Genomic DNA, 23,662 nt, shown 5'->3' on the forward strand with positions numbered 1-23,662 from the left:
ATCCCACCATCGGAGTTGACGTGCCAGACGGTGCCATCGGCGGCCACACCGATATCCACCGCCTTACCGGGGATACCGACCCACGGGTTGGAGTCATGCCCGGTGTACCGGTACATCTGACCCAGAGAGTTCACGCCCCACACATGAGTCCTGGACCCGACCGAGATCGTCGTGAGACCACCAGAGACTTGCTTCCAGTCAGCCATGCTCGTGTCCCTTCGCCTCGAACGTTGCAAGGAGGAATTTGGCGCTCGACGGGATCACCCAAACGACCTCGTTTGTGGATTGACTGATGAAATGGCCCAAAAATCGCCGTTTGTTTTATTTCACTCCCCCATGCGCACGGGAGGCGGCTCTGCCCCAACGCAATCAGAAGGCCGGAAATGCCGTAACCCACAAGAGGTCCTGAACCGCGACCGGTTCACCACCAAACGACCGGCCCCCGTCTCCGAAGCGCCGCCCGTGCCGTCGTGACCCGGCCGAGGCGGCGGTCAACTCGGCGAGTGCGGTACATGACCCACATGGCCGTCGGCAGAACCGATTCGGCAGCTCCCGTCCGGGTGACGGAACCCCATATCCGACAGTAACCGCAGGTCAGCGGCACAGACTTGGGCCGGTTCCGTTCTCTTTCCCGTACAAGGAGTGCCCTTCATGCGTCTTCGTTCCACCGTGGCTGCCGCCCTCGGCGCGCTCGCGCTCATCGTGGCTGTGCCGTCCTCGGCCGATGCGGCCTCCGGAAACTTCAGCTACACGTACAGCGGTCTCGACGGCTCCCCGCAGGTCGCCTTCCTGTTCGACCCGCCGAGCAGGGTGTGCATCACCCTGCCGGAGGTTGCCGACCCCGGTTCGTCGAGCCCCGCCCGCTCTCCGCGGAACAACACCGACGCGACCGCCGTTGTCTTCACCGGCGTCGACTGCGAGGGCGACTTCTTCCTCCTCCGGCCGCACGGCGGCCACGCCTCCAGCCGGCTGAAGCTCCGTTCCGTCGCCTTCAGCTGATCCCGCCACCACCGCGCAGACCGAGAGAGGGGCCGGCCCGGGGGCGGCCCCTCTCTCATGCGGGGAATGAGGCCCGGCCGTCACTGGTTGACCGGACATGCCGACGCAGCGGTGATCCTTTTGCTGTCCGGAAGTCTGCGCAACGGCTCCTCCAACGAGACCGTGTTGCGCACCGTGCAGGCTGTCCTGCCGGCGTACGGACCGTTCTCTACGGTGGCCTCGCGGCGCTCCCGCACTTCAATCCCGATGACGACGCCGAGCCGCTGCCGGAGCCGGTGGTCGCGTTGCGTGCGGCAATCGACGAGGCGGATGCCGTTCTGGTCTGTACGCCGGAGTACGCGGGGACCCTGCCGGGGGTGTTCGGCGACCGCGCCTACGTCGACGCGGTCGCCGCTCTACGGTCCGATGGACCGTCTCACGGCTGGGACTCTTGGTCAGATGCCGGGAGTGGCGAGGTAGGTGAATCCGTCTGCTGCCAGGGCGGTCCCGGCGGCGTTGGTGACCCGGACGTCTGACGGGCCGGGCGCGCCGTCGGTGGTGGGCGGGGCGACCACGGACAGGGTGGTCGCGTTGACGACAGTGAACGGGGCGTGAACGGCACCGAAGGTAACCGAGTCGGTCGTGTCGAAGTTGGTGCCGGTGATGGTCACTGCCGTCCCGCCGGACGCCGGGCCGGAGTTGGGGGCGATGGTGGTGATGGTGGGGTTGTCGATGTAGGTGTAGGAGAGGCCGTTGTTGGTGCCGCCTGCGGTCGTCACACTCACCGACACGGTTCCGGCCGCGGCGCCTGCGGGCACTGTGACGCTGATCTGACTGTCGGAGATCACCGTCGGGGTGGCGGTGACAGCACCGAAGGACACACTGGTCGCGGTGGACAGCCCGTTGCCGTTGACGGTGATGCTGTTGCCGCCGCCCAGCGGGCCGGAGGTGGCACTCAGTGAGGACTCGAACGGGGCGCCGACGTAGAAGAACGGCACCGGGTTGCTGGTCCCGCCCGGGGTGGTCACGGTGACTCCGACCGTGCCGGCCCCCGAGGGGGACACGGCAGTGACCTGGGTCGGCGAGACCTGGGTGACACCCGTCGCGGACTTGGAACCGAACTTCACCGCACCGGCGTTGGACAGGTTCGTGCCGGTGATGGTCACCAGAGTGCCGCCACCGGTGGAACCCTCGTTCGGAGAGATAGGCATGACTGTTCTCCCTTGCTGGATGAGACGGACGGAGAAACCACGAACCGGCCGATCGGCCACACCGCCTGACAGCCGGCAACCAGCCGGCAATCCAGGTGAGCGAGCAGTTCCAGAGGGACACGCGATGCCGCACGGCAGCCACCCTGCGCACAGACGCAAAAAGACCGGCGGACGTCGCCCATACCACGTTTCCCCGGCACGGGATGGGCGACCCGCCGGTTCGATACCCACAGTGACCCATGCGGGCGCATAACCAACAAGGGCATAAACAGAAGAATCAGCCATATGGAGTACACCGAGCCGAGGTCGGCCGGCAGATGGAGCTTGTCGGCGGTGAGCTCAGCTCTGGGCACGCAACCGGCCCCGCGCCACCACCGGCACCACCGACCTTTCGCAGGCCGGGACGCCAGGCATGACACTGCGGGCCCCGGGATTCCTCGGGGCCCGCAGTGACCGGTTCCGGGTTTGATAGAGACTCCAGCCAGGGCGAGGCAACTGCGGCCCGCCCAGCAGGAGTCGGGCGGGCCGAGTGACTCCCGGCGCGGGCTCCGGGGTCAGGCGCTCAACGCCCAGATGAGGGTCATGGTGCCGACGAATCCGATGATGCCGAGGGTGGTTCCGGCGATTGCGGTCCACAGGCGGCCGGTGTCGTGGCAGGCGTAGTGGATGCCCGCTGTGCCGAGGGTGACGGCGAGGGCTCCGGCGATGATCGCCCATGGGAACATGACGAACGCGAGCGCGGGCACCCATGTACCTATGACGGAGATGGCGCCGAGGACGAGTGCGGTGGGGCCCAGGGCGACGGCGGGTGTGTCGGTCGGGTCGGGCACGGTCGGCTCGGGCATGAACTGTCCCCCCTTTTTTGAACGAGTTCAAATCGTGCGCCGATCATAGCGCCGGGAGGGCGACGGACGGCCAGGGGCAGGGCATGGCGAAGCCCCGTCGGCCGGGCGGGGCTTCGGGGCCGGCCGCGGCAGCCGAGCCCGGGTGCGGTCGGTCCCGTGCACTCGTCGGCGGGCCACCTGCGGCGCGATGACAGAATCGGATGAATGATGACGTCTTGTGGGCCCGGACCCGCACCCGGGCCCTGGTCGTGCGACGGGCCGGTGCACGCCGACCTTCTCGCGGCGAAGTCCCTGGTCTACGACCCGTGCGGGTTCGTATGTTCCCGGCCGGTGCCCGAGGCGGAGAGCGCCGAGTACGGGGCCCATGTATTCACCGTGGACGGCGCCGCCGTCAGGTTCCGGGTGGCCAGGACGACCCCGACGAAGGTCGGCCAGTTCGTGACGGTGTGGAAGCGGTCCGCCGGTGGGCCGATTCAGCCCTACGACTCCGCGGACCCAGTCGATCTCTTCGTCATCAGCACCCGTGACGCCGACCATTTCGGGCAGTTCGTGTTTCCGCGGGACGTGCTCTGCGAGCGGGGCATCGTGTCGAGGAACGGTCGCGGTGGGAAGCGCGCCTTCCGCGTCTACCCGCCCTGGGTGACGACGACCAATCGCCAGGCCGGCCGTACGCAGGAGTGGCAGGCGGACTATTTCCTGCGTATCGGCCTGCCCACGGAAGAGGGTGGGGCGGTCGACCCGGGCCGGTCCCGGGCGCTCCATCACCCGTGACGGCCCCGTGCCGACCGGCCCGGCCGGCACGGGGCGGCGACCGTCAGCGGTAGTCCTCCGGGTGGCCCTGCATCCAGGTGTTGATGCGGTCGCGGGTGCCGATCAGTTCGGAGCGGTGCTTCTCCAGGTTGGCCGTGGAGGTGTCACCTTTCAGCGTCTCGCGCAGGGCGCTGATCCGGGCCAGCGGCTCCTTGAAGTGGCCGGGTCCCTGAGCGTCCGCCTTCATGGCCTTGTCCAGGCGCGCCAGTTCGTCGTTGACCCGGCCCAGGAAGTAGGCGCAGTTCGCCGATCCCGGGGTGCAGTTGTCGTTCAGGGTGGCCTGGAGGCCGGCGAAGGCGTCGCGTACGGCCTCCGGCCTGTTCCTGGCGGCCTCGGCAGCCGCCTCCGCCTCCGCTTCCGCACTCGCCTCGTCCGAGGCGCTCTGCGCCGCGACGGCGTCGTCGGCCGCCTTCGCCGCAACCGACGCGTTCACGGACGGGTCCACATAGGGAACGTCGCCACCCGGCCCCTGCGACGTGGAGACGCTGGTGCAGCCCACCAGGAACGCACCGAGAACCGCTGCCGCGGCCACGGCCTTCGCAGCGCCGCGCGCATTGGTACGGATGAACATGAGGCCCCCCTCTTCCGGTCGGCCCAGACCTTACATCCCCGGCATCGCCGCTCACTCACCCCGTGATCAGGGTCTGCAGCGCGGGCGCGTACAGGTCCGCGATGTGTTCGGGGGTGGCGTCCGCGCCCGCGCCCTCGCGGTGGAGGCTGAGGGTGGCGCCGAGGCCGAGGAGGTGGCCGGCGATCAGTTCGGCGCGCAGGGTGCTTTCGGGGCCGGTGAGGCGGGCCGCCAGTACGTCGGTGACCTGTTCGTGGAAGCGGTCGCGCAGCAGGGAGCGTTCGTCGCGGTTGCCGAGCGAGAAGACGACCCGCAGCAGTGGGTCGGACTGCAGTTCCCGACGGCGGCTCACCAGCGTCACCACCATGTGGCGGCCCAGCATGTCGAGCGGGGCGTCGAAGAGTTCGGCGGCTGCGGGGCCGAAGTCGGCGACGGTGTTGAAGAGTTCTTCCTTGCGGCCGAAGTGCTTGACGACCAGGGACGGGCTCACTCCGGCGTCGGCCGCGATCCCCCTTATGGTCACCTCGGCGTAGGGGCGCTGTGTGAACGCCCGGCGGGCGGCGCGCAGGATCGCGTCCCGGCCCGTGCCCGGATCGACAGCGGTCGGCTCCGGTCCCGGGGCCGGAGCCGGGGCCGGAACGGTGGCCTGGCGGCTGGTCATGCGCCCTCCTGGATCGGCATCGTCCGCACACCGTCCTTCCGGTCGCCCGGGGCGTTGCGGCTCTCTTCGACCGTACCCGGCGTGGGCGTACGGCCGCCCGGCAGGCACAGCGTGACCAGCAACGCCGCGAGCGCCGCGCCCGCCGCGATCAGGAAGACCACCTGGTAGGCGTGGAGCGTCGGGGCCGTCCGGCCGCCCACCAGGAACGTGATGTGGGCCAGGACCGCGGCCACCGTCGCGCTGCAGAAGGCCTGCCCGATCGACCGCATCAAGGTGTTGAGGCCGTTGGCCGCGCCCGTCTCGCTGACCGGTACGCCGCGCATGACCAACGCGGGCAGCGCCGAGTACGCGATGGCCGTGCCCGAGGCGACGACCGTCGCACCGGCGATGATCAGCCAGAGGCTGTGGCTGGTGAAGTACCGCACCACATAGCCGGCCGCGATCACGCCCGCCGCCAGCGCCAGGCTCGCCTTCGGACCGTACTTCGCGGAGATCCGCGCCGAGACCGGCGAGAGCGCCACCATCATCACGCCGCCCGGCAGCAGACACAGCCCGCTGACGACGAGCGAGGCACCGAGCCCGTAACCCGTCGCCTTCGGCTCCTGCACCATCTGCGCGGTGACCAGGGAGTTCGCATAGAAGGCGAAGCCGATCAACAGGGCGGCGACGTTGGTGAGCAGGACGGCCGGGCGGGCCGAGACCCGCAGATCGACCATCGGCGTCGGGACGCGGAGCTCGTACGCACCCCAGACCAGCGCCACGACGACGGCGGCCACCAGCAGACCGACCGTCCGCGCCGACGTCCAGCCCCAGTCGGCGCCCTGGGTGACCGCGAGCAGCAGACAGACCAGGGCCCCGGACAGCCCCAGCGCGCCGACGGCGTCGAACCGGCCGCGGGTGCGGAGCGGGGATTCCGGTACGCACCACAGCACCAGCACGATGTCGATGACGCCGATCACCCCCGAGACCCAGAACATCGTGTGCCAGTCGAAGTTCTCGACGACGAGCGCCGCGACCGGCAGCCCGACCGCCGCGCCGATGCCGAGCGTGGAGCTCATCAGCGCCACGGCGGACAGCACCCGCTCGGGTGGGAGTTCGTCGCGCAGGATGCTGATGCCCAGCGGTACGACGGCGAGCGCCGCACCCTGCAGGGCGCGGCCGGTGATCAGTACCCCGATGTGGGAGCTGACCGCGCACAGGACCGAGCCCACCACCAGCACCACGAGCGAGGCGACGAGCACCCGCCGCTTGCCGTACATGTCGCCGACCCGGCCCAGGACGGGCGTGAAGACGGCGCCGGTCAGGAGGGTGACGGTGACCAGCCAGCTCGCGGCGGCGGGGGTCGCGCCGGTGAGGGCCGGAATGTGCGGGAGGAGCGGGACGACGATCGTCTGCATGACCGCGACCACGACGCCGCAGAAGGCGAGGACGCCTACGGCGAAACGGGGATGCGGGGCCTCATCCGTGGTGGCGGTCGGGGCGGGTATGTCCGCGGGCATGGCTCTCCGTACGGTGCTCGTCGGCAGGGGCTTCACGCAGGGGTGCACGCTCGTTCACCCCCCAGGGTAAACGCTTGTGCACCCCCTCGGCGACAGAAAGTCCGCACGCCGCGTTAGCCTCGAAGACCCGGGCTCCGGGTCCGGACAACTCAGACAAGAAGGCGAAGGTGGCTGCGATGGCGAAGGTTCCGGCAGCGGCGGTGGCGGCGAGCGGGCTGGTCGGCGGGTACGCCGTCGCGCGGTGGACCAAGAAGCGGCCGCTGGGCGGGGTCGCCCTCGCCGCCGCGGGCACCGTCGCCGCGTACGAGTGGAACCGGCAGGCCGGGCCGCGCGCGGCCGTCGGGCTGACCACGGCGTATGTCGCCGCGTTCGCCGGTTCGCACCCGCTGGCCAAGAAGGTAGGCGCCTGGCCGGCCGTCTTCGCCGTGGCGGGCAGCATGGCCGCCGCGTCGTGGGCGGTCACCCGCCGGGCCGCCTGAATCACGTACGGATTGCCGGTGATCAGCCGGCAATCATCTGCCGGACGCTTTGAACGCGGGCGGGGCCATGTGCGTATTCAAGGGCACTCCCCCGCGTAAGCCGGGTGCGTATCCATACGACAGGACGGGTACGCACCCGGAACCCTCACGGCTCCGACGAGCCGGAACACCCCGGGCCCTACGCCCCCAGTGCCAGCGACACCGTATAGATCAGCAGCCCCGCCAGCGCACCCACGACCGTGCCGTTGATCCGGATGAACTGCAGGTCACGGCCGATGTGTGCCTCGATCTTCTTCGACGTCTGGTCCGCGTCCCAGCTCGCGACCGTGTCACTGATCAGCGACGTGATCTCCGCGCGGTACGTCGTGACGACATAGACCGCCGCGTCCTCCAGCCAGCCCTCCAGCTTGGCCTGCATCCGCCCGTCCGTCGCCAGCCGCGCGCCGAACGTCAGCAGTGAGGCCCGCGCACGCAGCCGCAGCTCGCTCTGCTCGTCGTCCGCAGCCGCGATCATCATCTGGCGCACCGACGACCAGGCCGATGCGATGACCTCCTGGACCTCGCCGCGCCCCAGGATCTCCGACTTCAGCCGCTCCACCCGTGCCCGGGTGTCCGAGTCCGTCTGGAGGTCGGCCGCGAAGTCCGTCAGGAACGTGTCGATCGAACCGCGCGCCGGGTGCCCCGGCATGTCCCGCATTTCCGTGATGAAGCGCAGCAGTTCCTTGTAGACCCGCTCCCCCACCCGCTTGTCGACGAACCGCGGCGTCCAGCCCGGCGCCCCGCCCTGCACGGCGTCCATCACCGAATCGCCGTGCAGCACCAGCCAGTCGTGGGCGCGCACACAGATCAGGTCCACCATCCTGCGGTGGCCGCCGTCCGCGACGATCTTCTCCAGCATCTTGCCGAGACCGGGAGCGATCTCCGCCGCATTGGCCCGCCGGGTGATCGCCTCACCCACCACGGCCTGCACGTCGGAGTCCCGCAGCACCGTCAACGCACCGCGCAGCGCGGTCGACAGCTCGGCGGTCACCCGGTCGGCGTGTTCCGGCTCGGCCAGCCAGGAGCCGAGCCGGCCACCGATACCCAGGGCGTGGATACGGCTGCGTACGACATCGCCGGAGAGGAAATTCTCGCCGACGAAGGAACCCAGCGAGGCTCCCAGCTGGTCTTTTTTGGTGGGGATGATGGCGGTGTGCGGGATCGGCAGGCCGAGCGGGCGCTTGAACAGCGCCGTGACGGCGAACCAGTCGGCCAGCGCACCCACCATCCCCGCCTCGGCGGCCGCGGCGACGAAGCCGGGCCAGCCGCCCACACCCGTGCTCTTCGCCCAGGTGGCGAGAACGTACACGAGCGCGACCAGTAGAAGGAGGCCCGTGGCCGTGGTCTTCATCCGGCGTACGCCGCGACGCTTCTCCTCGTCGGCTGCGGTGTACGCGAACGAGGCGAGAGGGGCCGGGCGGCCGCCCGGCGCGGGACGGGCCGCGCCCGCCGACTGCTCCCGGGCACGCTCCGGCTGCCCCGCACCCTGTTCCCCGGGTCCGGTCCCATCGATCCGTTCCATCCGCTCCACCCGTCCGCGTACGCATCGCCCCCGGTGTCCCGTACGCATTGTCCTTACCTGACCTACTCCCGGGCCGCACGCCGAGTTCCCGACACCTTGCCCCATCATGGGATCAGTCCGATTTAAGACCGACCGGCAAATGGGGGGCGGCGTCGCGTGCCCGGCCCCGCAACGCCGCCCATTGGCCGGTCGGTCCAACCACGAGGAGACACACCGTCCATGCCCAGGCGCCAGGGGTACGCCCTGCTCATCGCCCTCGTGGCGGGCACCGCAGCGCTCGCCGCCGGCGTGGCGTTCGCCGGCTCCCTGCTCTTCTCCGGCTCCGGCACCCGGTCGCAGCAGGTCGCCGCACCCGACCCGCGGTCCGTGGCCCGTACGCCCGCCGCACCGGCCCACTCCACCGGCCTCTGGCTCGGCACCTGGGCGGCGGCCCCCACCACCGGGGTGATCGACACGTACAACGGCGGCGATCTGACCCGGCGCACCATCCGTAACGTCGTGCACACCAGCATCGGCGGCGACGCGGCCCGCATCACCCTCTCCAATCTCTTCGGCACGCACCCGCTGGTCGTGGACCACGCCACGGTCAACACCCGCCCCGTGACCTTCCGGGGCGCCGCCGCCGTGACCGTCGCCGCGGGCGCACAGATCGTCAGCGACCCGGTCCTCGTCCCGGTCGCCGCCGACGCCGATCTCGTCGTCACCCTGCGCACCCCCACCGCCGAGGGCCCCGTCACCATCCACCCGGGCACCCACCAGACGTCGTACGTGGAGGACGGGCGGGGCACCCGGCGCACCACCGACTGGCGCTACCTCACCGCCGTCGACGTACACAACGAGACCGCCACCGGAACGATCGCGGTGATCGGCGACTCGCTCACCGCGGGCACCGGCTCCACCCTCGACGCGAACAGCCGCTGGCCCGACGTGCTCGCCGACCGGCTGAGCGGCCGGTACGGAGTGGTCAACGCCGGCATCGCGGGCAACCGCATCCTGCGTGACGGACGCGGCGTACGGGCGAGCGCCCGCTTCGACCGAGACGTACTGGACGTCGCCGGGGTGAAGACGGTCGTCGTCGCGCTCGGCATCAACGATGTGCAGCAGTTCCCGCAGGAGACCGACCCGCAGCGCATCGCGGACGCGCTGCGGTCCATGACCCAGCGCGCCCACGCACGCGGGCTGCGGGTCGTCGGGGCGACGCTGATGCCGTACGAGGGGTTCCGCACCTGGACGCCCGCACGGAACGCCGTACGGGAACAGGTCAACGAGCTGATCCGGGCGGGCGGGATCTTCGACTCGGTCATCGACTTCGACAAGGCGGCCCGCGACCCGTACCGCCCGTCCCGGCTGCTGCCCGCCTACGACTGCGGCGACCATCTCCACCTGAACGACACGGGCTACCAGCGGCTGGGTTCGCTGGTCGACCTGGCGGCCCTGCAACACGACCGGCCCGTCTCCGACCAGCTCTGACGGTGGGGCCGGGGGCGGCGGAAGACCGGAGGACGGATCGGGCTCAGTCCTCGGAGCGGCCCGAGGCCCCCCGGCCCTTCTCCAGCCGCGCCCGCTCCGCGTCCCTCAGCCGCTGCTTCTGCGCCTTGCTCCGCTTGCGCTCCACTCGGACGCCGCCCATCAGCGCGAAGCCGGTGATCCGCACCCGCGGGGAGTCCGGGGACACAGTCCTCGCGTCCTTCGATTGCTCACGGAAGCCGCCCATGATGCCGATGCCCTTGACCTGGGCGTTCAGCTCCGGCGGGACCTTCACACGCATACCACCCATGATCGTGAAGCAGCGGATGACCACCTCGCGGTCCTCGAAGTCGGCCTCACGCAGATCGATCTCACCGCCGCCCCACATCGTGAACGCGGTGAACTTGCGGCCCACCGTCCAGTTCCCCCGGCGGCCGAACCCGCCCCAGATCGCGAACGCACCGCCCGACGTGGCGGGCTTGCCGATACGGTCCGCCCAGCGCACCGCCGAGCCGGTCGGTACCGGGGCCGCACCCACCGGGGCAACTGCCGTGCCCGGTGCCGGAAGGTCTCGGACGATCGGTTCCAACTCCCCATGCGTACGCGCCCTGTAGGTCGCTTCGAGCCGCTGTTCGAACTCCTCCATCTCCAGCCGGCCCTCGGCCACCGCCTCGCGCAGGGTCTCGGCGACACGCTCACGCTCGGCATCGGAGGCACGCATTTCCGGAAGCTCACTTGTCATACCGCGCAGCCTATTGAACGCGTGCGCCCCCGTCACCGATCTCCATTCCGTCGGCGGACGCGTACATCTTCGCGATCACGGCCTCGATGTCGGGCTCCCGCACCGACAGGTCGGCCAGCGGGTAGTCCGCCGCGATCCGGGCGACCAGCGGTGCGGCCGACTCCGAGGCCGGGAAGGCCAGCCACTGGCGCGGCCCCTCCACCTTCACCGTACGGACCGAAGGCGCCGACTCCAGTCGGATCGGCGGGAGTTGACGCTCCAGGTCGACCACCAGCATCCGCTCGCTCTCACCCACCTCATGCAGTCCGGCGAGCGCCCCGTCGTACATCAGACGGCCGTGGTCGATCACCATCACACGCTTGCAGAGCTGCTCGATGTCCGTCAGATCATGCGTGGTGAGCAGCACGGTCGTGCCACGCTCGGCATTCAGGTCCCGCAGGAATCCACGGACCTTGGCCTTGGAGACGACGTCCAGGCCGATCGTCGGCTCGTCCAGGTACAGCACCTCGGGATCGTGCAGCAGCGCCGCCGCGATATCGCCGCGCATCCGCTGCCCCAGCGAAAGCTGCCGTACGGGAACGTCCAACAGTTCGCCCAGATCGAGGAGTTCGACGCAACGGTCCAGATTCTCACGGAAGCGGGCGTCAGGAATCCGGTACATCCGGTGCATCAGCCGGTACGAGTCGCGCAGCGGCAGGTCCCACCAGAGTGTGGTGCGCTGGCCGAACACCACACCGATGCGGTGAGCCAGCCTCGTACGCTCCCTGGACGGGTCGATGCCCGCCACCCGCAGCCGGCCGCCGCTCGGGGTGAGGATGCCGGTCAGCATCTTGATCGTGGTCGACTTCCCGGCACCGTTCGGGCCGATGTAGCCGACCATCTCGCCGCGTGCGACGCGGAAGCTGATGGAGTCGACCGCTCGCACCTGGCGGCGTTCACTGCGCATGAAGCCGGTCTTGCGCCGCACGTCGAAGACCTTTTCGACGTTGTCGAGCTCGATGAAGCCGGTGCCGGTGCCCTTGCCGTTGTCCGTGCGGATGTCCGTGCCGGTGTCGGTGCGGGTTTCTGCGTTCATGTCCGATGCCCTCGCCCTTGCCCTCGCCCTGCTCGATGTTTTCGTCAACTGCCTGTGCTGCGGTACGCGCGCAGGCCCGAGCGCCAGGCCAGGCCCGCGAGCAGCCAGCACAGACCCGCCACCACCGGAGGCAGGAACGCCACCCAGTCCGGCAGGCCCAGCGGATAGTCCCGGCCCAGCACATACAGCGCGGGCAGCCAGTTCACGAAGGCCAGCGGCACAACAAACGTGACCCCGCGCACCAAGTCCTTCGAGAAGATCGACGGCGGGTACTGGAGCAGCGTGTTTCCCCCGTACGTGAAGGAATTCTGCACCTCGGAGGCGTCCTGCGCGACGAACTGGAACGCCGCCCCGGCCACGAACACCGCCGCGAAGATCGCCGCCCCGCTCAGCAGCATCAGCGGAATCATCGCCACCTTCAGCGGTGTCCATCCGATGTCCAGCGTCACCAGCGCATACCCCAGGACCAGCGCCCCCTGGGTGATCCGCCCCATCCTGCGCAGCGCGAACCGGTCCGCCGCGACCTGGGCGAGCACCGGCACCGGCCGTACCAGCAGCGTGTCCAGCGTGCCGTCGCGCACCCGCCGCCCCAGCCGGTCCATCGAGCCCATCACCAGGTCGGCGAGACCGAACGCGGTGCCCGAGGCCCCGTACAGCAGCGCGATCTCCGCCAGCGTGTAACCGCCCAGCGCATCCACGTGCTGGAACATCAGCAGGATCGCGACGAAGTCGAAGGCGGTCACCGCAAAGTTCCCGAACGCCGTCATCGCGAACGAGGCGCGGTACGCCATCGTCGAGCGCAGCCACATCGTCGCGATCAGCCCGTACGCCCGGACCCCCTCGACAAGCCTCGACCGCTCGACGAACACCACCTCGGGCGGGCCCGCCGCCTCGGTCACCTCCACCGCACCGGCCGTCTCAGCCACCCTGAACCACCACCCTCCTCGTCGCCACCGACTGCACCAACCGCCCCACCAGCAGCAGCGTCAGCGCCCAGCCACCCTGGAAGGCGTACGCCTCCACCAGCCCCCACCCCGTGCTCTTGCCGAGCAGCACATCGGCCGGCACCTGGAGCAGCGACGACCACGGCAGCACCCGCGCCACGTCGCCCAGCACCCCGGGAAACAGCGTCAGCGGCAGCAGCATCCCGGAGAAGAACATCCCGGCCAGGGCCGTCATCTGCGACACCCCCGCCCCGTCCAGCAGCCAGAACGCGGAGAGCGCCACCAGATAGCGGATCGCAAAGCTGACCACGACACCGAGCGCCACCGAGACGAGGAAGGCGAGCCAGACCCCCGGCGAGGCGGGCAGCGCCAGATCGAAGGCGAGCGAGCCCAGCAGCATCGGCACGATGCCGCGACCCAGCAGATGGAACGCCGCCCGACCCAAGTCGCCCGCCAGCCACCACAGTTGGAGGTCCACCGGCCGGTAGAGATCCACCGCGACATCGCCCGTGCGGATCCGCTCGATCAGCTCGTCCTCGAAACCGCCGCCCATCATGGCGCAGGTCATCAGCAACGCCTGCCCCAGCCACACATAGGTGAGCGCCTGGGGCATGTCGTAACCGCCGAGCTGCGGACGCTCGTCCCACAGCGCCACATAGGTGTACGCCATGATGAAACCGAAGACGGTGTTGGTGAACACCCCCGCCGCCGTCGCGGTCCGGTAAGTGGCATAGCGCCGGAACCCACCCGCCGCCACCACCGCGTACAGCCGCACCGCATCCACCCCCATCGCCCGGGCACCCAACGGCGTTGGACACCAAAGCGCAAGACCTTAGTCCAACGAGGACGGCCGCCGCGACCGCTTTTCAGGGGTCGATCCGGGGCTTATTCCATAGAAAAGGGCACTATGGGGGAATTGACCGCGGCCGAGGAGTCTGCACGGACATGAGCGACGAGCCACAGCAGCCGAACGGGGAACACCAACCCCGGGGCTGGAACCCCGGGGACCCGTCCGCCCACGGCAGCAACAGCGGCAACGGCGGCAACGGCGGCAACAGCGCAGATCAGAGCGGCAAAGCCGGCCGGGCGACGAAGCACAGACACAGACGCCCCAAGCGCACCAGATGGCGCCGCGCCGTCCCCACCTGGCGGATGGTCCTCGGCGCACTCGTCGTCGTCGCCCTGCTCCTGATCGGCGGCTTCATCGCCGGATACCAGCTCGTCGACATCCCGCCCGCCAACGCCAGCGCCACCGCGCAGTCCAACGTCTACCTCTACAAGGACGGCAGCGTCATCGCCCGCTCCGGCGAGGTCAACCGGGAGAACGTCAAGCTCGCCCAGGTCCCGCTCACCGTCCGGCACGCCGTCCTCGCCGCCGAGGACCGCGACTTCTACTCCGAACGGGCCGTCGACCTCACAGCCATGGCCCGCGCCGCCTGGAACACCCTCACCGGCAAGGGCAAACAGGGCGGCTCGACCATCACCCAGCAGTACGTCAAGAACTACTACCTCGGCCAGGAACAGACCCTCATCCGCAAGATCAAGGAGTTCTTCATCGCGGTCAAGCTCGACCGCGAGGAGTCCAAGAACCAGATCTTCGAGGGCTACCTCAACACCAGCTACTTCGGCCGCAACGCCTACGGCATCCAGGCCGCCGCACAGGCCTACTACAGCAAGGACATCGGCGACATCACCACCGCCGAGGGTGCCTACCTCGCCTCCCTGCTCAACGCCCCCAGCGCCTACGACGTCGTCGTCCACCCCCAGAACAAGGCCGCGGCCCTCGCGCGCTGGAACTACGTACTCGACGGCATGGTCAAGGAGAAGTGGCTCGCCGCCGGCGAACGCGCCACCATGAAATTCCCCGTACCCGGCAAGGCCAAGCCATCCACCGGGCTCTCCGGACAGCGCGGCTACATCGTCCAGGCCGTCGAGGACTACCTCACCAGCAACGAGGTCATCGACGAGAACACCCTGGCCACCGGCGGCTACCGGATCACCACCACACTGGAGAAGAAGAAACAGAACGCGCTCGTCAAAGCCGTCGAAGACAACGTCATGTCCCGGACGAGCACAGAGCGCGAGGCCGACCGCAACGTCCGCGTCGGCGGCGCCTCCATCGACACCGGCACCGGCCGGGTCGTCGCCATGTACGGCGGCATCGACTACACCAAGCAGTACGTGAACAACGCGACCCGACGCGACTACCAGGTCGGCTCCACCTTCAAACCCTTCGTCTTCACCTCCGCCGTCGAGGGCGGCTCCACCACCCAGGACGGCCGGCGCATCACCCCCAACACCGTGTACGACGGCACCAACAAACGCATGGTCCAAGGCCCGAACGGACCCACCGGATACGCCCCCGCCAACGAGGACGACATCAACTACGGGCCCATCACCGTCCGCATCGCCACCGACAAATCCGTCAACGCCGTCTACGCCCAGATGGCCGAGGACGTCGGCCCCGACAAGGTCAAACAGACCGCCATCGACCTCGGCATCCCCAAGAACACGCCCGATCTCACCCCCTACCCGTCCATCGCGCTCGGCGTCGCCACCGCCAGCGTCCTCGACATGACCGAGGCGTACGCCACCCTCGCCAACCACGGCAGGCACGGCGCGTACACCCTCGTCGACAAGATCAGCAAGGGCGGCGAGGACCTGGAACTCCCCGGCAGGAACACCGAACAGGCCGTCAGCCGCGAAGCCGCCGACACCACCACCGCCATCCTTCAGAGCGTCGTCGAGAGCGGCTCCGGCATCGCCGCCCAGGGCGCCGGCCGCCCCGCCGCGGGCAAGACCGGCACCGCCGAAGAGGACAAAGCCGCCTGGTTCGCCGGCTACACCCCCGACCTCACCACCGTCATCGCCGTCATGGGCCAGGACCCCGACACCGGCGCACAGAAACCGCTCTACGGAGCACTCGGCCTGGCCCGCATCAACGGCGGCGGCACACCCGCCCAGACCTGGGCCCAGTACACCGAGGCCGCGCTGCGCGGCAGCACGGTCGAGAACTTCGACCTCAACCTCGAAAGCGGCGCCGAAAAAACCGCCCAGCCCACCGAGGAGAACTCCAGCCCCGGCACCACCGGAACACCGTCCGAGGCCCCCTCCGTCACACCGCCCAGCAGCCCCGGGAGCATCCCGCCCAGCAGCCCGCCGCCCCCCGGCAGCAGCGAACCTGCCACCGGCGGCACGGAGACCGGCACACCGACCGGCGGCGGAACGGAAATCGGCGGCGCGGAGAACGGCGGCGGGGACAACGGCGACCAGGACGGCTACGACTTCCGCCCGGGCGCCCGCGGCGCCCCGGCACCACAGAGCGCTCCAGCACCACAGAACGCCCCGGCACCACAGAACGCCCCGGCACCACAGAGCGCCCCGGCACCACAGAGCGCCCCGGCATCGCAGAGCGCCCCGGCACCGCGTCAGTGACCCGAGGTCGCCTTCAGACCCACCACGGCCACCAGCAGCAGAGAGACGAAGAAGATCCGGGCGGCGGTCACCGGCTCACCCAGCACCACCATGCCGAGAACCGCCGCACCGGCCGCACCGATACCGACCCACACGCCGTACGCCGTACCGATCGGCAGCGTCTTCGCCGCATGGGACAGCAACACCATGCTCATCACGATCCCGAGACCCGTGAACACACTGGGCCACAGCCGGGTGAACCCCTCGGTGTACTTCATCCCGATCGACCAGCCCACTTCGAGCAGACCGGCGACAATCAGCAGAACCCACGCCATGACGGAACCTCCGACGAGACAGAAAACGCGAACAACACGGGGTGCGTCGTCTTTGCATAGCCCGGTACGGCGCGTCTCGTCGGGGTCACACCACCGTAGCAAAGAACATGCAAAGGGCCTGGTGACATCGGTCACCAGGCCCTACTCGCAACTGCTGCCGCCTACAGATACAGCCCGGTCGAATCCACCGACCCCTCGAACCGGTCCGCCGCCACCGCATGCAGATCCCGCTCGCGCATCAGCACGTACGCCACACCGCGCACCTCGACCTCAGCACGGTCCTCGGGGTCGTACAGCACCCGGTCGCCCGGCTCCACCGTCCGCACGTTCTGCCCCACCGCGACCACCACGGCCCAGGCCAGCCGACGGCCGACCGCAGCCGTCGCCGGAATCAGAATGCCGCCACCCGAGCGCCGCTCGCCCTCCGGCGTATCGGACCGGACCAGCACACGGTCATGGAGCATGCGGATGGGCAGCTTGTCGTCGGTGTTCTCGCTCACGCCCCGCAACCTACCTGTCCGCCGCAGCTCCGCGCCCCTCCGGGGTACACGGACCGCGGCATCAGTTCTTCCGCCGCCGCTTCGACACCGCGAGCAGACCCACGACACCCACCGCGAGCAACGCCGCCGGAATCACCCGCTCCAGACGCGGAGTACCGTCCTCGGAAACAAACTGCGCCTTCACGTCCGACACCGTCCGGTTCACCGCCACAAAAGCCCGCCCGGCCGTCCGGTCCACGGCCTCGGCAGCCTTGGCCTTCGCATCACCCATGATCGTCTTCGGGTGCACCCGCACCCCGATCTCATCGAGCACCACCGCAAGCTGCTCACGCCTGCTGATGATGTCCGCCTCGATCTGCGCAGGGGTCCTGGCATCCGACACTGCGCCGCCTCCGTGGTCCTCGTCCGGTAAACCTTCATCGACAGTCTGTCAGCTCGACCGCCCACGTACCCGGCGGCACCCCTATTACGCTCGGTCCCGTACACCCCACGTGCCACCTGAGGAGAACCATGAGCGAGCGACTCCAGCCCGGCGACACCGCCCCCGCCTTCACCCTCCCCGACGCCGACGGCAACGAGATCTCGCTCGCCGACCACAAGGGCCGCAAGGTCATCGTCTACTTCTACCCGGCCGCCCTCACCCCCGGCTGCACCAAGCAGGCCTGCGACTTCACCGACAACCTGGATCTGCTCGCCGGCGCCGGATACGACGTCATCGGCGTCTCCCCCGACAAGCCCGAGAAGCTCGCCAAGTTCCGCGAGAAGGAAAGCCTCCAGGTCACCCTGGTCGGCGACCCCACCAAGGAGACCCTTGAGGCATACGGCGCCTTCGGCGAGAAGAAGCTCTACGGCAAAACGGTGACGGGCGTCATCCGCTCCACGATCGTCGTGGACGAAGAGGGCAAGGTCGAACGAGCCCTCTACAACGTCAAGGCCACCGGCCACGTAGCCAAGATCATCAAGGACCTCGGGATCTGACCCGGGCCCTTCGAGGACTTCCTCAAACGGCCGAGAAGATGTGAGGGACATCCCATGGAGACACATGAGGAGGCGGCAGAACTGGCCACGGCCCAGACGCCGGACCCGAGATTCTGACCCCGTACCTGCCGACCCGCAGGCGCACCCCGGTAGCATGTCTGACGGCTGGCGGCGGTGGTGCAATGGCGACACAGCAGACTTAGGATCTGTGGCCCGTGAAACGGCTTGAGGGTTCGAATCCCTTCCGCCGCACAGTAAACGGCCTGCGAATCAAAGAACTTGATTCGCAGGCCGTTCTCGTACCCGTTACGCCTGGCTCAACAGCTCCCGCACCACCGGCACCAGCGCCCGGAACGCCTTGCCGCGGTGGCTGATCGCGTTCTTCTCCGCCGGGGTCAGTTCCGCGCAGGTGCGGGTTTCGCCGTCCGGCTGGAGGATCGGGTCGTAGCCGAAGCCGTTCGTGCCGGACGGGGTGTGGCGCAGGGTGCCCAGCAGGCGGCCCTCGACCACGCGTTCCGTGCCGTCGGGGAGGGCAAGGGCCGCCGCGCAGGCGAAGTGTGCGCCGCGGTGCGGGTTGTCGATGTCGGAGAGCTGGGCCAGGAGCAGGTCCAGGTTGGCCCGGTCGTCGCCGTGGGTGCCGGCCCAGCGGGCGGAGAAGATGCCGGGGGCGCCGCCGAGTACGTCCACGCAGAGGCCGGAGTCGTCGGCGATGGCGGGGTGGCCGGTGGCCTTCGCGAGGGCGTGGGCCTTGAGGAGGGCGTTCTCGGCGAAGGTGACGCCGGTTTCCTTGACGTCGGGGATGTGGGGGTACGCGTCCGCGCCGACGAGCTCGTGGTCGAGGCCTGCGTCGGCGAGGATCGCGTGGAGTTCGGTGATCTTCCCGGCGTTGCGGGTGGCGAGGATGAGGCGGGTCATGTCACCCAGTATCGGGGGTGGTCAGGGCGTGCAGACCTTGCCGATCTCCTTGGCGGCGTCGGTGACCGGGGTGATGTCGGGGGTGGCGTCGCCCTTGTCGATGGAGTCGCGGACGTTGCCGACGCCCGACTGCAGGTTGTCGACGGCCTTGCCGAGGTCGGCGTTGTCGGTCTTGTCGCCGAGGTTGCCGAGTTCCTTCTCGATGTCGTCGAGGGCTTCGGATGCCTGGGTGGGGTCGTTCGAGGCGTTGGAGACGGCCTGTTGGAGGTTGTCGACACTGGTGGCGATGGCGTCGGCGGTGCGGACGCAGTCGAGTGCCTTGTCTACGGCACCGCAGCCGGCTGTCGCGGTGAGGGCGAGGGCGGTCAGGGTCAGCGCGACGGTGATGCGGCGGTGGCGGGTGGCCTCGGCCATGGTGCGGTTCCTCCCCAGGTGCGGATACGCGGACGGGCGCACGGTTCGACCCGTGCGCCCGTGTTCGTAACGACGCGTCGTGGTGCGTATTTGGTTGCTTCTTTACTCGCCCAGCGTGCGGGCCAGGGCCTCGTTCTGGAAAGCGGTGAGGTCTGCGCAGCCGACGGTGGCGAGGTCGAGGAGGGCGCCCAGTTCCTTGCGGTCGAAGGGGGTGGTCTCGGCGGTGCCCTGGACCTCGACGAAGCGGCCGTCGCCGGTGCAGACGACGTTCATGTCGGTCTCGGCGCGGACGTCCTCCTCGTAGCAGAGGTCGAGGAGGGGGGTGCCGTCGACGATGCCGACGCTGATCGCGGAGACGGTGTCGGTCAGCGGCTTGCGGCCGTGCTTGACGAGCTTCTTGTGCTGGGCCCAGGTGACGGCGTCGGCGAGGGCGACGTAGGCGCCGGTGATGGCGGCGGTGCGGGTGCCGCCGTCGGCCTGGAGGACGTCGCAGTCGAGGACGATGGTGTTCTCGCCGAGGGCCTTGTAGTCGACGACGGCGCGCAGGGAGCGGCCGATGAGGCGGCTGATCTCGTGGGTGCGGCCGCCGATCTTGCCGCGTACGGATTCGCGGTCGCCGCGGGTGTTGGTGGAGCGGGGCAGCATGGAGTATTCGGCGGTGACCCAGCCTTCGCCGCTGCCCTTGCGCCAGCGGGGGACGCCTTCGGTGACGGAGGCGGTGCAGAAGACCTTGGTGTCGCCGAAGGAGATGAGTACGGAGCCTTCGGCGTGCTTGCTCCATCCGCGTTCGATGGTGACGGGGCGGAGCTGTTCGGGGGTGCGGCCGTCGATACGAGACATGGTGTCGACTTTATCGGGTGCGGGGGTGGCGGCCGTTCGGGTGCACCGCAGGCCCCGTCCGGGTGGGCAGGGCCTGCGTCGGTGCTGGGCGCTTGGGCTCAGCGGGGGGTTCGGCGGCTGGTCACATCATGTCTTCGATGTCGGCGGCGATGGGGTCGGCGTCGGTGCCGATGACGACCTGGATCGCGGTGCCCATCTTGACGACACCGTGGGCTCCGGCGGCCTTGAGCGCGGCTTCGTCGACCTTGCTGGGGTCGTGGACCTCGGTGCGCAGGCGCGTGATGCAGCCTTCGATCTCGTCGATGTTCTCGATACCGCCGAGCCCGGCGACGATCTTCTCAGCCTTGCTGGCCATGGCCTTCTCCCTGGTTGTTCACATGCGTGCGACGGCCCACCATGGGTCCGTTTCGTCACCGTAACGCACGTTTGGCCCAGCTTCGCGAGCGAGTGACTGGACCGTCCCCAATGATGACGATCACCGGTGCCCTGCCTTCCAGGCGGGTTACGCACCGTACCTCAACTGGTCTACACCATTCTGCAACAACCGCCGGGCGCACCTTGTTCCGGGAGGATGCCGATGAGCTCGAGCAGCGCCGCAGTTCCACGGAAGACGTGGTGGAACGGCCTCTTCCAGGGCCTCCAGAAGATGGGCCGCAGCCTCCAGCTCCCGATCGCCGTCCTGCCGGCGGCAGGCATTCTCAACCGGCTGGGCCAGCCGGACGTATTCGGTGACAAGGGCCTGCATTGGGGCAATGTCGCCAAGGTCTTCGCGGCCGCGGGTGGCGCGCTGCTCGACTCGGGACTCGGCCTTCCGCTGCTGTTCTGCGTCGGCGTCGCCATCGGCATGGCGAAGAAGTCGGACGGTTCGACCGCGCTCGCCGCGGTGACCGGCTTCCTCGTCTATTACGCGGTGCTGCACGCCTTCCCGGTGGACTGTGCGCCCGGTTCCACGTTCACTTCGGGCGGCACCTGGTTCGGCACCTGCGTCACCGGCAACGCCAAGGTCACGGCCGCGGAGTACCAGAACCCCGGGGTGTTCGGCGGCATCGTGATGGGTCTGCTGTCCGCCTGGTTCTGGCAGCGGTACCACCGGGTCAAGCTGGTGGACTGGCTGGGCTTCTTCAACGGCCGCCGGCTCGTCCCGATCATCATGGCGTTCGTCGGCCTCCTCCTCGGGGCGTTGTGCGCGTGGCTCTGGCAGCCGATCGGCGACGGCCTGACCAGCTTCTCCAAGTGGCTGGTGGACCTGGGCTGGGTGGGCTCCGGCATCTTCGGTGTCGCCAACCGCGCACTGCTGGTCATCGGCCTCCACCAGTTCCTGAACACTTTCGTCTGGTTCCAGTTCGGCGACTTCACCAAGCCGGACGGGACGGTCGTGCACGGTGACATCAACCGGTTCCTGCAGGGCGACCCGACGGCCGGTCAGTTCACCTCGGGCTTCTTCCCGATCATGATGTTCGCCCTCCCGGCGGCGGCGCTGGCGATCTACCACTGCGCCAAGCCGCACCGCCAAAAGGCGGTCGGCGGCATGATGCTCTCGGTCGGCCTGACGTCGTTCGTGACGGGAATCACCGAACCGATCGAGTACTCGTTCCTCTTCGTCGCACCGCTGCTCTACGCAATCCACGCGGTGCTCACCGGTGTCTCGATGGCGGTGACATGGGCGATCGGGATCAAGGACGGCTTCAGTTTCTCCGCCGGGCTGATCGACTACGTCATCAACTGGCACCTGGCGACCAAACCCTGGCTGATCATTCCGATCGGTCTGGCCTTCGCCATCGTGTACTACGTGATCTTCCGGTTCGCGATCACCAAATTCAATCTCCAGACTCCGGGCCGGGAGCCCGACGAGCTGGAGGAGGAGATCGAGAGGAACCTCACGAAGTAGCACTTCAGCCGAGCTTTCGGCCCGGCCGGAGCAGGCCCTCGGACCCTTGCGGTCCGGGGGCCCTCGCCATGTCACCGAGCGTGGGTGATGGCTAATGCGAAGTAGTCGGAAATTGCAGGTTCCTTATCTCACCCACACCGTGCTACAACTGGTCTACACCACTGAGTGGTCCAGACCGCGTGCGTTCTGCCGCGTTTCCCGAGTCGCCGCCTCCCCTCGTCAATGACCTGGGCGGTGCCTTGCCCAATGGAGGAAGTTGATGTCCACGGCAGACACCGCACCCGCGGTCACCAAGAAGAAGGGCGCCGGCGTGATGGCGGTCATGCAGCGCATCGGCCGCAGCCTCATGCTGCCGGTCGCGGTGCTGCCCGCTGCCGCGCTGCTGGTCCGGCTCGGTCACAACGACATGCTCGGCAGAGAGTCGTTCCCGGACTTCGTCACCAAGATCGCGAGCTTCATGGACGCGGGTGGTAACGCGATCTTCGCCAACTTGGCGCTGCTGTTCGCCGTCGGTATCGCGATCGGCTTCGCCAAGAAGTCGGACGGCTCGACCGCGCTCGCGGCCGTCACCGGCTACCTGGTCTTCCAGAAGGTGCTCGCCACCTTCACGGACAGCAATCTTCCGAAGATCGCGACGGTGGTCGACGGCAAGATAGTCATGACGGACGCCCCCGTGGACGCAGGAGTCCTCGGCGGTGTGGTGATGGGCATCGTCGTCGCGCTGCTCTACCAGAAGTTCTACCGGACGAAGCTGCCGGCCTGGGCGGGCTTCTTCGGCGGCCGCCGCCTGGTTCCGATCCTCTCCGCCTTCGCGGGTCTGCTCATCGGCATCGTCTTCGGTTACGTCTGGCCGGTACTCGGCACCGTGCTGCACAACTTCGGTGAGTGGCTGGTCGGTTCCGGCGCGGTCGGAGCGGGCATCTTCGGTGTGGCCAACCGTGCGCTGATCCCGGTCGGCATGCACCACCTGCTGAACTCGTTCCCGTGGTTCCAGGCGGGCGAGTACAACGGCGCCCACGGCGACATCAACCGCTTCCTGGCCGGTGACCCGACGGCCGGACAGTTCATGACCGGCTTCTTCCCGATCATGATGTTCGCCCTCCCGGCAGCCTGCCTCGCGATCGTCCACTGTGCTCGTCCGGAGCGCCGCAAGGTCGTCGGCGGCATGATGTTCTCCCTCGCGCTCACCGCCTTCGTGACCGGCGTGACCGAGCCGATCGAGTTCACCTTCATGTTCATCGCACCGGCGCTGTATGCGATCCATGCGGTGCTCACCGGTGTCTCGATGGCCCTTACCTGGGGCCTCGGCATGAAGGATGGCTTCGGCTTCTCCGCGGGTGCGGTCGACTTCTTCCTGAACCTCGGCATCGCGAGCAAGCCATGGCTGCTGGTCCTGGTCGGCCTCTGCTTCGCGGTGGTCTACTACGTGGTCTTCCGCTTCGCGATCACCAGGTTCAACCTGCCGACTCCGGGCCGCGAGTCCGACGAGGAGCTTGCCGAGCTCCTCAAGGCCGAGGCGAAGTAGGCCTCACCCCGGC

The 23,662-nt window shown here is 68.8% G+C and carries 27 protein-coding genes, 1 tRNA gene and 1 riboswitch; of the genes, 10 read left to right on the forward strand and 18 right to left on the reverse strand.

The window, feature by feature from the left end:
* A partial coding sequence (locus IEZ15_RS44935) for a tectonin domain-containing protein (RefSeq protein ID WP_308427431.1) occupies positions 1–206 on the reverse strand: 206 nt, incomplete at its 3' end.
* A gap of 445 nt (positions 207–651) precedes the next feature.
* On the opposite strand from IEZ15_RS44935, the gene IEZ15_RS22705 reads away from it, so the two are divergent.
* Both IEZ15_RS22705 and IEZ15_RS47110 read left to right on the forward strand, forming a co-directional pair.
* Positions 652–999 (forward strand): hypothetical protein, encoded by a 348-nt coding sequence (locus tag IEZ15_RS22705; RefSeq protein ID WP_114244724.1) that lies wholly within the window; start codon positions 652–654, stop codon positions 997–999.
* An 83-nt stretch (positions 1,000–1,082) separates the two neighbouring features.
* Positions 1,083–1,514: an NADPH-dependent FMN reductase gene (locus IEZ15_RS47110; RefSeq protein WP_189279221.1), complete on the forward strand. Its 432-nt coding sequence runs from the start codon at positions 1,083–1,085 to the stop codon at positions 1,512–1,514.
* Here the strand turns inward: IEZ15_RS47110 and IEZ15_RS22715 are convergent.
* Both IEZ15_RS22715 and IEZ15_RS22720 read right to left on the reverse strand, forming a co-directional pair.
* Positions 1,434–2,189, reverse strand: coding sequence for an IPT/TIG domain-containing protein (locus tag IEZ15_RS22715; protein WP_189279129.1), 756 nt, complete (start codon positions 2,187–2,189; stop codon positions 1,434–1,436). The two genes, IEZ15_RS47110 and IEZ15_RS22715, sit on opposite strands and share 81 nt — an antisense overlap.
* A gap of 554 nt (positions 2,190–2,743) precedes the next feature.
* Positions 2,744–3,034: a hypothetical protein gene (locus tag IEZ15_RS22720; RefSeq protein ID WP_189279130.1), complete on the reverse strand. Its 291-nt coding sequence runs from the start codon at positions 3,032–3,034 to the stop codon at positions 2,744–2,746.
* A gap of 207 nt (positions 3,035–3,241) precedes the next feature.
* On the opposite strand from IEZ15_RS22720, the gene IEZ15_RS22725 reads away from it, so the two are divergent.
* Positions 3,242–3,805 (forward strand): MepB family protein, encoded by a 564-nt coding sequence (locus IEZ15_RS22725; protein WP_189279222.1) that lies wholly within the window; start codon positions 3,242–3,244, stop codon positions 3,803–3,805.
* Positions 3,806–3,848: 43 nt separating this feature from the next.
* Here IEZ15_RS22725 and IEZ15_RS22730 read toward each other — a convergent pair whose 3' ends face one another.
* The 3 genes from IEZ15_RS22730 to IEZ15_RS22740 are packed head-to-tail and all read right to left on the reverse strand — an operon-like array spanning position 3,849 to position 6,572.
* Positions 3,849–4,415 carry a hypothetical protein gene (locus tag IEZ15_RS22730; RefSeq protein ID WP_189279131.1) on the reverse strand — a complete coding sequence of 189 codons (567 nt, stop codon included), beginning with the start codon at positions 4,413–4,415 and terminating at the stop codon, positions 3,849–3,851.
* A 55-nt stretch (positions 4,416–4,470) separates the two neighbouring features.
* Entirely contained in the window at positions 4,471–5,073 is a 603-nt protein-coding gene (locus tag IEZ15_RS22735; protein WP_229846049.1) for a TetR/AcrR family transcriptional regulator, read from the reverse strand.
* Positions 5,070–6,572 (reverse strand): MFS transporter, encoded by a 1,503-nt coding sequence (locus IEZ15_RS22740; RefSeq protein WP_189279132.1) that lies wholly within the window; start codon positions 6,570–6,572, stop codon positions 5,070–5,072. The genes IEZ15_RS22735 and IEZ15_RS22740 overlap by 4 nt, the downstream gene beginning before the upstream one ends.
* 176 nt (positions 6,573–6,748) lie before the next feature.
* Here IEZ15_RS22740 and IEZ15_RS22745 point away from each other — a divergent pair, with 176 nt between their 5' ends.
* Positions 6,749–7,051 carry a hypothetical protein gene (locus IEZ15_RS22745; RefSeq protein WP_114244728.1) on the forward strand — a complete coding sequence of 101 codons (303 nt, stop codon included), beginning with the start codon at positions 6,749–6,751 and terminating at the stop codon, positions 7,049–7,051.
* 178 nt (positions 7,052–7,229) lie between these two features.
* On the opposite strand, the gene IEZ15_RS22750 is transcribed toward IEZ15_RS22745, so the two are convergent.
* On the reverse strand, positions 7,230–8,612 hold the full coding sequence (locus tag IEZ15_RS22750; RefSeq protein ID WP_229846050.1) for a DUF445 domain-containing protein: 1,383 nt from the start codon (positions 8,610–8,612) through the stop codon (positions 7,230–7,232).
* A 219-nt stretch (positions 8,613–8,831) separates the two neighbouring features.
* Between IEZ15_RS22750 and IEZ15_RS22755 the strand changes: the two genes are divergently transcribed.
* Positions 8,832–10,082 (forward strand): SGNH/GDSL hydrolase family protein, encoded by a 1,251-nt coding sequence (locus IEZ15_RS22755; protein WP_189279134.1) that lies wholly within the window; start codon positions 8,832–8,834, stop codon positions 10,080–10,082.
* A 43-nt stretch (positions 10,083–10,125) separates the two neighbouring features.
* On the opposite strand, the gene IEZ15_RS22760 is transcribed toward IEZ15_RS22755, so the two are convergent.
* From IEZ15_RS22760 to IEZ15_RS22775, 4 genes are read right to left on the reverse strand one after another with little or no spacing between them, the layout of a single operon-like run.
* Complete coding sequence (locus IEZ15_RS22760; protein ID WP_189279223.1) at positions 10,126–10,800, reverse strand: DUF1707 SHOCT-like domain-containing protein; 675 nt, start codon at positions 10,798–10,800, stop codon at positions 10,126–10,128.
* A 31-nt stretch (positions 10,801–10,831) separates the two neighbouring features.
* Positions 10,832–11,896 (reverse strand): ABC transporter ATP-binding protein, encoded by a 1,065-nt coding sequence (locus IEZ15_RS22765; RefSeq protein WP_189279135.1) that lies wholly within the window; start codon positions 11,894–11,896, stop codon positions 10,832–10,834.
* A gap of 44 nt (positions 11,897–11,940) precedes the next feature.
* The gene (locus IEZ15_RS22770; protein WP_373302604.1) at positions 11,941–12,801 is read right to left on the reverse strand and encodes an ABC transporter permease; all 861 of its coding nucleotides are present in this window, start codon (positions 12,799–12,801) and stop codon (positions 11,941–11,943) included.
* A 13-nt stretch (positions 12,802–12,814) separates the two neighbouring features.
* Positions 12,815–13,615, reverse strand: a complete 801-nt coding sequence (locus IEZ15_RS22775) for an ABC transporter permease (protein WP_114244731.1) — start codon at positions 13,613–13,615, stop codon at positions 12,815–12,817.
* Positions 13,616–13,785: 170 nt separating this feature from the next.
* On the opposite strand from IEZ15_RS22775, the gene IEZ15_RS22780 reads away from it, so the two are divergent.
* Entirely contained in the window at positions 13,786–16,275 is a 2,490-nt protein-coding gene (locus tag IEZ15_RS22780) for a transglycosylase domain-containing protein (RefSeq protein ID WP_189279136.1), read from the forward strand.
* Here the strand turns inward: IEZ15_RS22780 and IEZ15_RS22785 are convergent.
* From IEZ15_RS22785 to IEZ15_RS22795, 3 genes are all read right to left on the reverse strand, one after another.
* The gene (locus IEZ15_RS22785; RefSeq protein ID WP_189279137.1) at positions 16,269–16,589 is read right to left on the reverse strand and encodes a DMT family transporter; all 321 of its coding nucleotides are present in this window, start codon (positions 16,587–16,589) and stop codon (positions 16,269–16,271) included. The two genes, IEZ15_RS22780 and IEZ15_RS22785, sit on opposite strands and share 7 nt — an antisense overlap.
* Before the next feature lie 40 nt (positions 16,590–16,629).
* A riboswitch (guanidine-III (ykkC-III) riboswitch) is annotated at positions 16,630–16,694 on the reverse strand.
* A 56-nt stretch (positions 16,695–16,750) separates the two neighbouring features.
* Positions 16,751–17,089 (reverse strand): GroES family chaperonin, encoded by a 339-nt coding sequence (locus tag IEZ15_RS22790; protein ID WP_030923137.1) that lies wholly within the window; start codon positions 17,087–17,089, stop codon positions 16,751–16,753.
* 61 nt (positions 17,090–17,150) lie between these two features.
* A complete protein-coding gene (locus tag IEZ15_RS22795) occupies positions 17,151–17,471 on the reverse strand; it encodes a DUF3618 domain-containing protein (protein WP_114244734.1) in 321 nt (106 codons plus the stop codon).
* 128 nt (positions 17,472–17,599) lie between these two features.
* Between IEZ15_RS22795 and bcp the strand changes: the two genes are divergently transcribed.
* Positions 17,600–18,067, forward strand: a complete 468-nt coding sequence (bcp, locus tag IEZ15_RS22800) for a thioredoxin-dependent thiol peroxidase (RefSeq protein ID WP_189279138.1) — start codon at positions 17,600–17,602, stop codon at positions 18,065–18,067.
* Positions 18,068–18,235: 168 nt separating this feature from the next.
* Positions 18,236–18,319: transfer RNA gene (locus IEZ15_RS22805), tRNA-Leu, on the forward strand.
* A gap of 54 nt (positions 18,320–18,373) precedes the next feature.
* On the opposite strand, the gene rdgB is transcribed toward IEZ15_RS22805, so the two are convergent.
* The 4 genes from rdgB to IEZ15_RS22825 form a co-directional block, all read right to left on the reverse strand.
* On the reverse strand, positions 18,374–18,982 hold the full coding sequence (gene rdgB / locus IEZ15_RS22810) for an RdgB/HAM1 family non-canonical purine NTP pyrophosphatase (RefSeq protein ID WP_189279139.1): 609 nt from the start codon (positions 18,980–18,982) through the stop codon (positions 18,374–18,376).
* 21 nt (positions 18,983–19,003) lie between these two features.
* Positions 19,004–19,396 carry a DUF8711 family protein gene (locus tag IEZ15_RS22815; RefSeq protein ID WP_114244738.1) on the reverse strand — a complete coding sequence of 131 codons (393 nt, stop codon included), beginning with the start codon at positions 19,394–19,396 and terminating at the stop codon, positions 19,004–19,006.
* Positions 19,397–19,498: 102 nt separating this feature from the next.
* Positions 19,499–20,236 (reverse strand): ribonuclease PH, encoded by a 738-nt coding sequence (rph, locus tag IEZ15_RS22820; protein ID WP_189279140.1) that lies wholly within the window; start codon positions 20,234–20,236, stop codon positions 19,499–19,501.
* A 121-nt stretch (positions 20,237–20,357) separates the two neighbouring features.
* A complete protein-coding gene (locus IEZ15_RS22825; RefSeq protein ID WP_014156020.1) occupies positions 20,358–20,591 on the reverse strand; it encodes a PTS sugar transporter subunit IIB in 234 nt (77 codons plus the stop codon).
* 222 nt (positions 20,592–20,813) lie between these two features.
* Between IEZ15_RS22825 and IEZ15_RS22830 the strand changes: the two genes are divergently transcribed.
* On the forward strand, positions 20,814–22,124 hold the full coding sequence (locus IEZ15_RS22830; RefSeq protein ID WP_189279141.1) for a PTS transporter subunit EIIC: 1,311 nt from the start codon (positions 20,814–20,816) through the stop codon (positions 22,122–22,124).
* 259 nt (positions 22,125–22,383) lie between these two features.
* A complete protein-coding gene (locus IEZ15_RS22835) occupies positions 22,384–23,649 on the forward strand; it encodes a PTS transporter subunit EIIC (protein ID WP_189279142.1) in 1,266 nt (421 codons plus the stop codon).
* The last annotated feature ends 13 nt before the right edge of the window (positions 23,650–23,662 follow it).

The sequence above is a fragment of the Streptomyces atratus genome, from assembly GCF_014648655.1.
GTDB lineage: Bacteria > Actinomycetota > Actinomycetes > Streptomycetales > Streptomycetaceae > Streptomyces > Streptomyces atratus.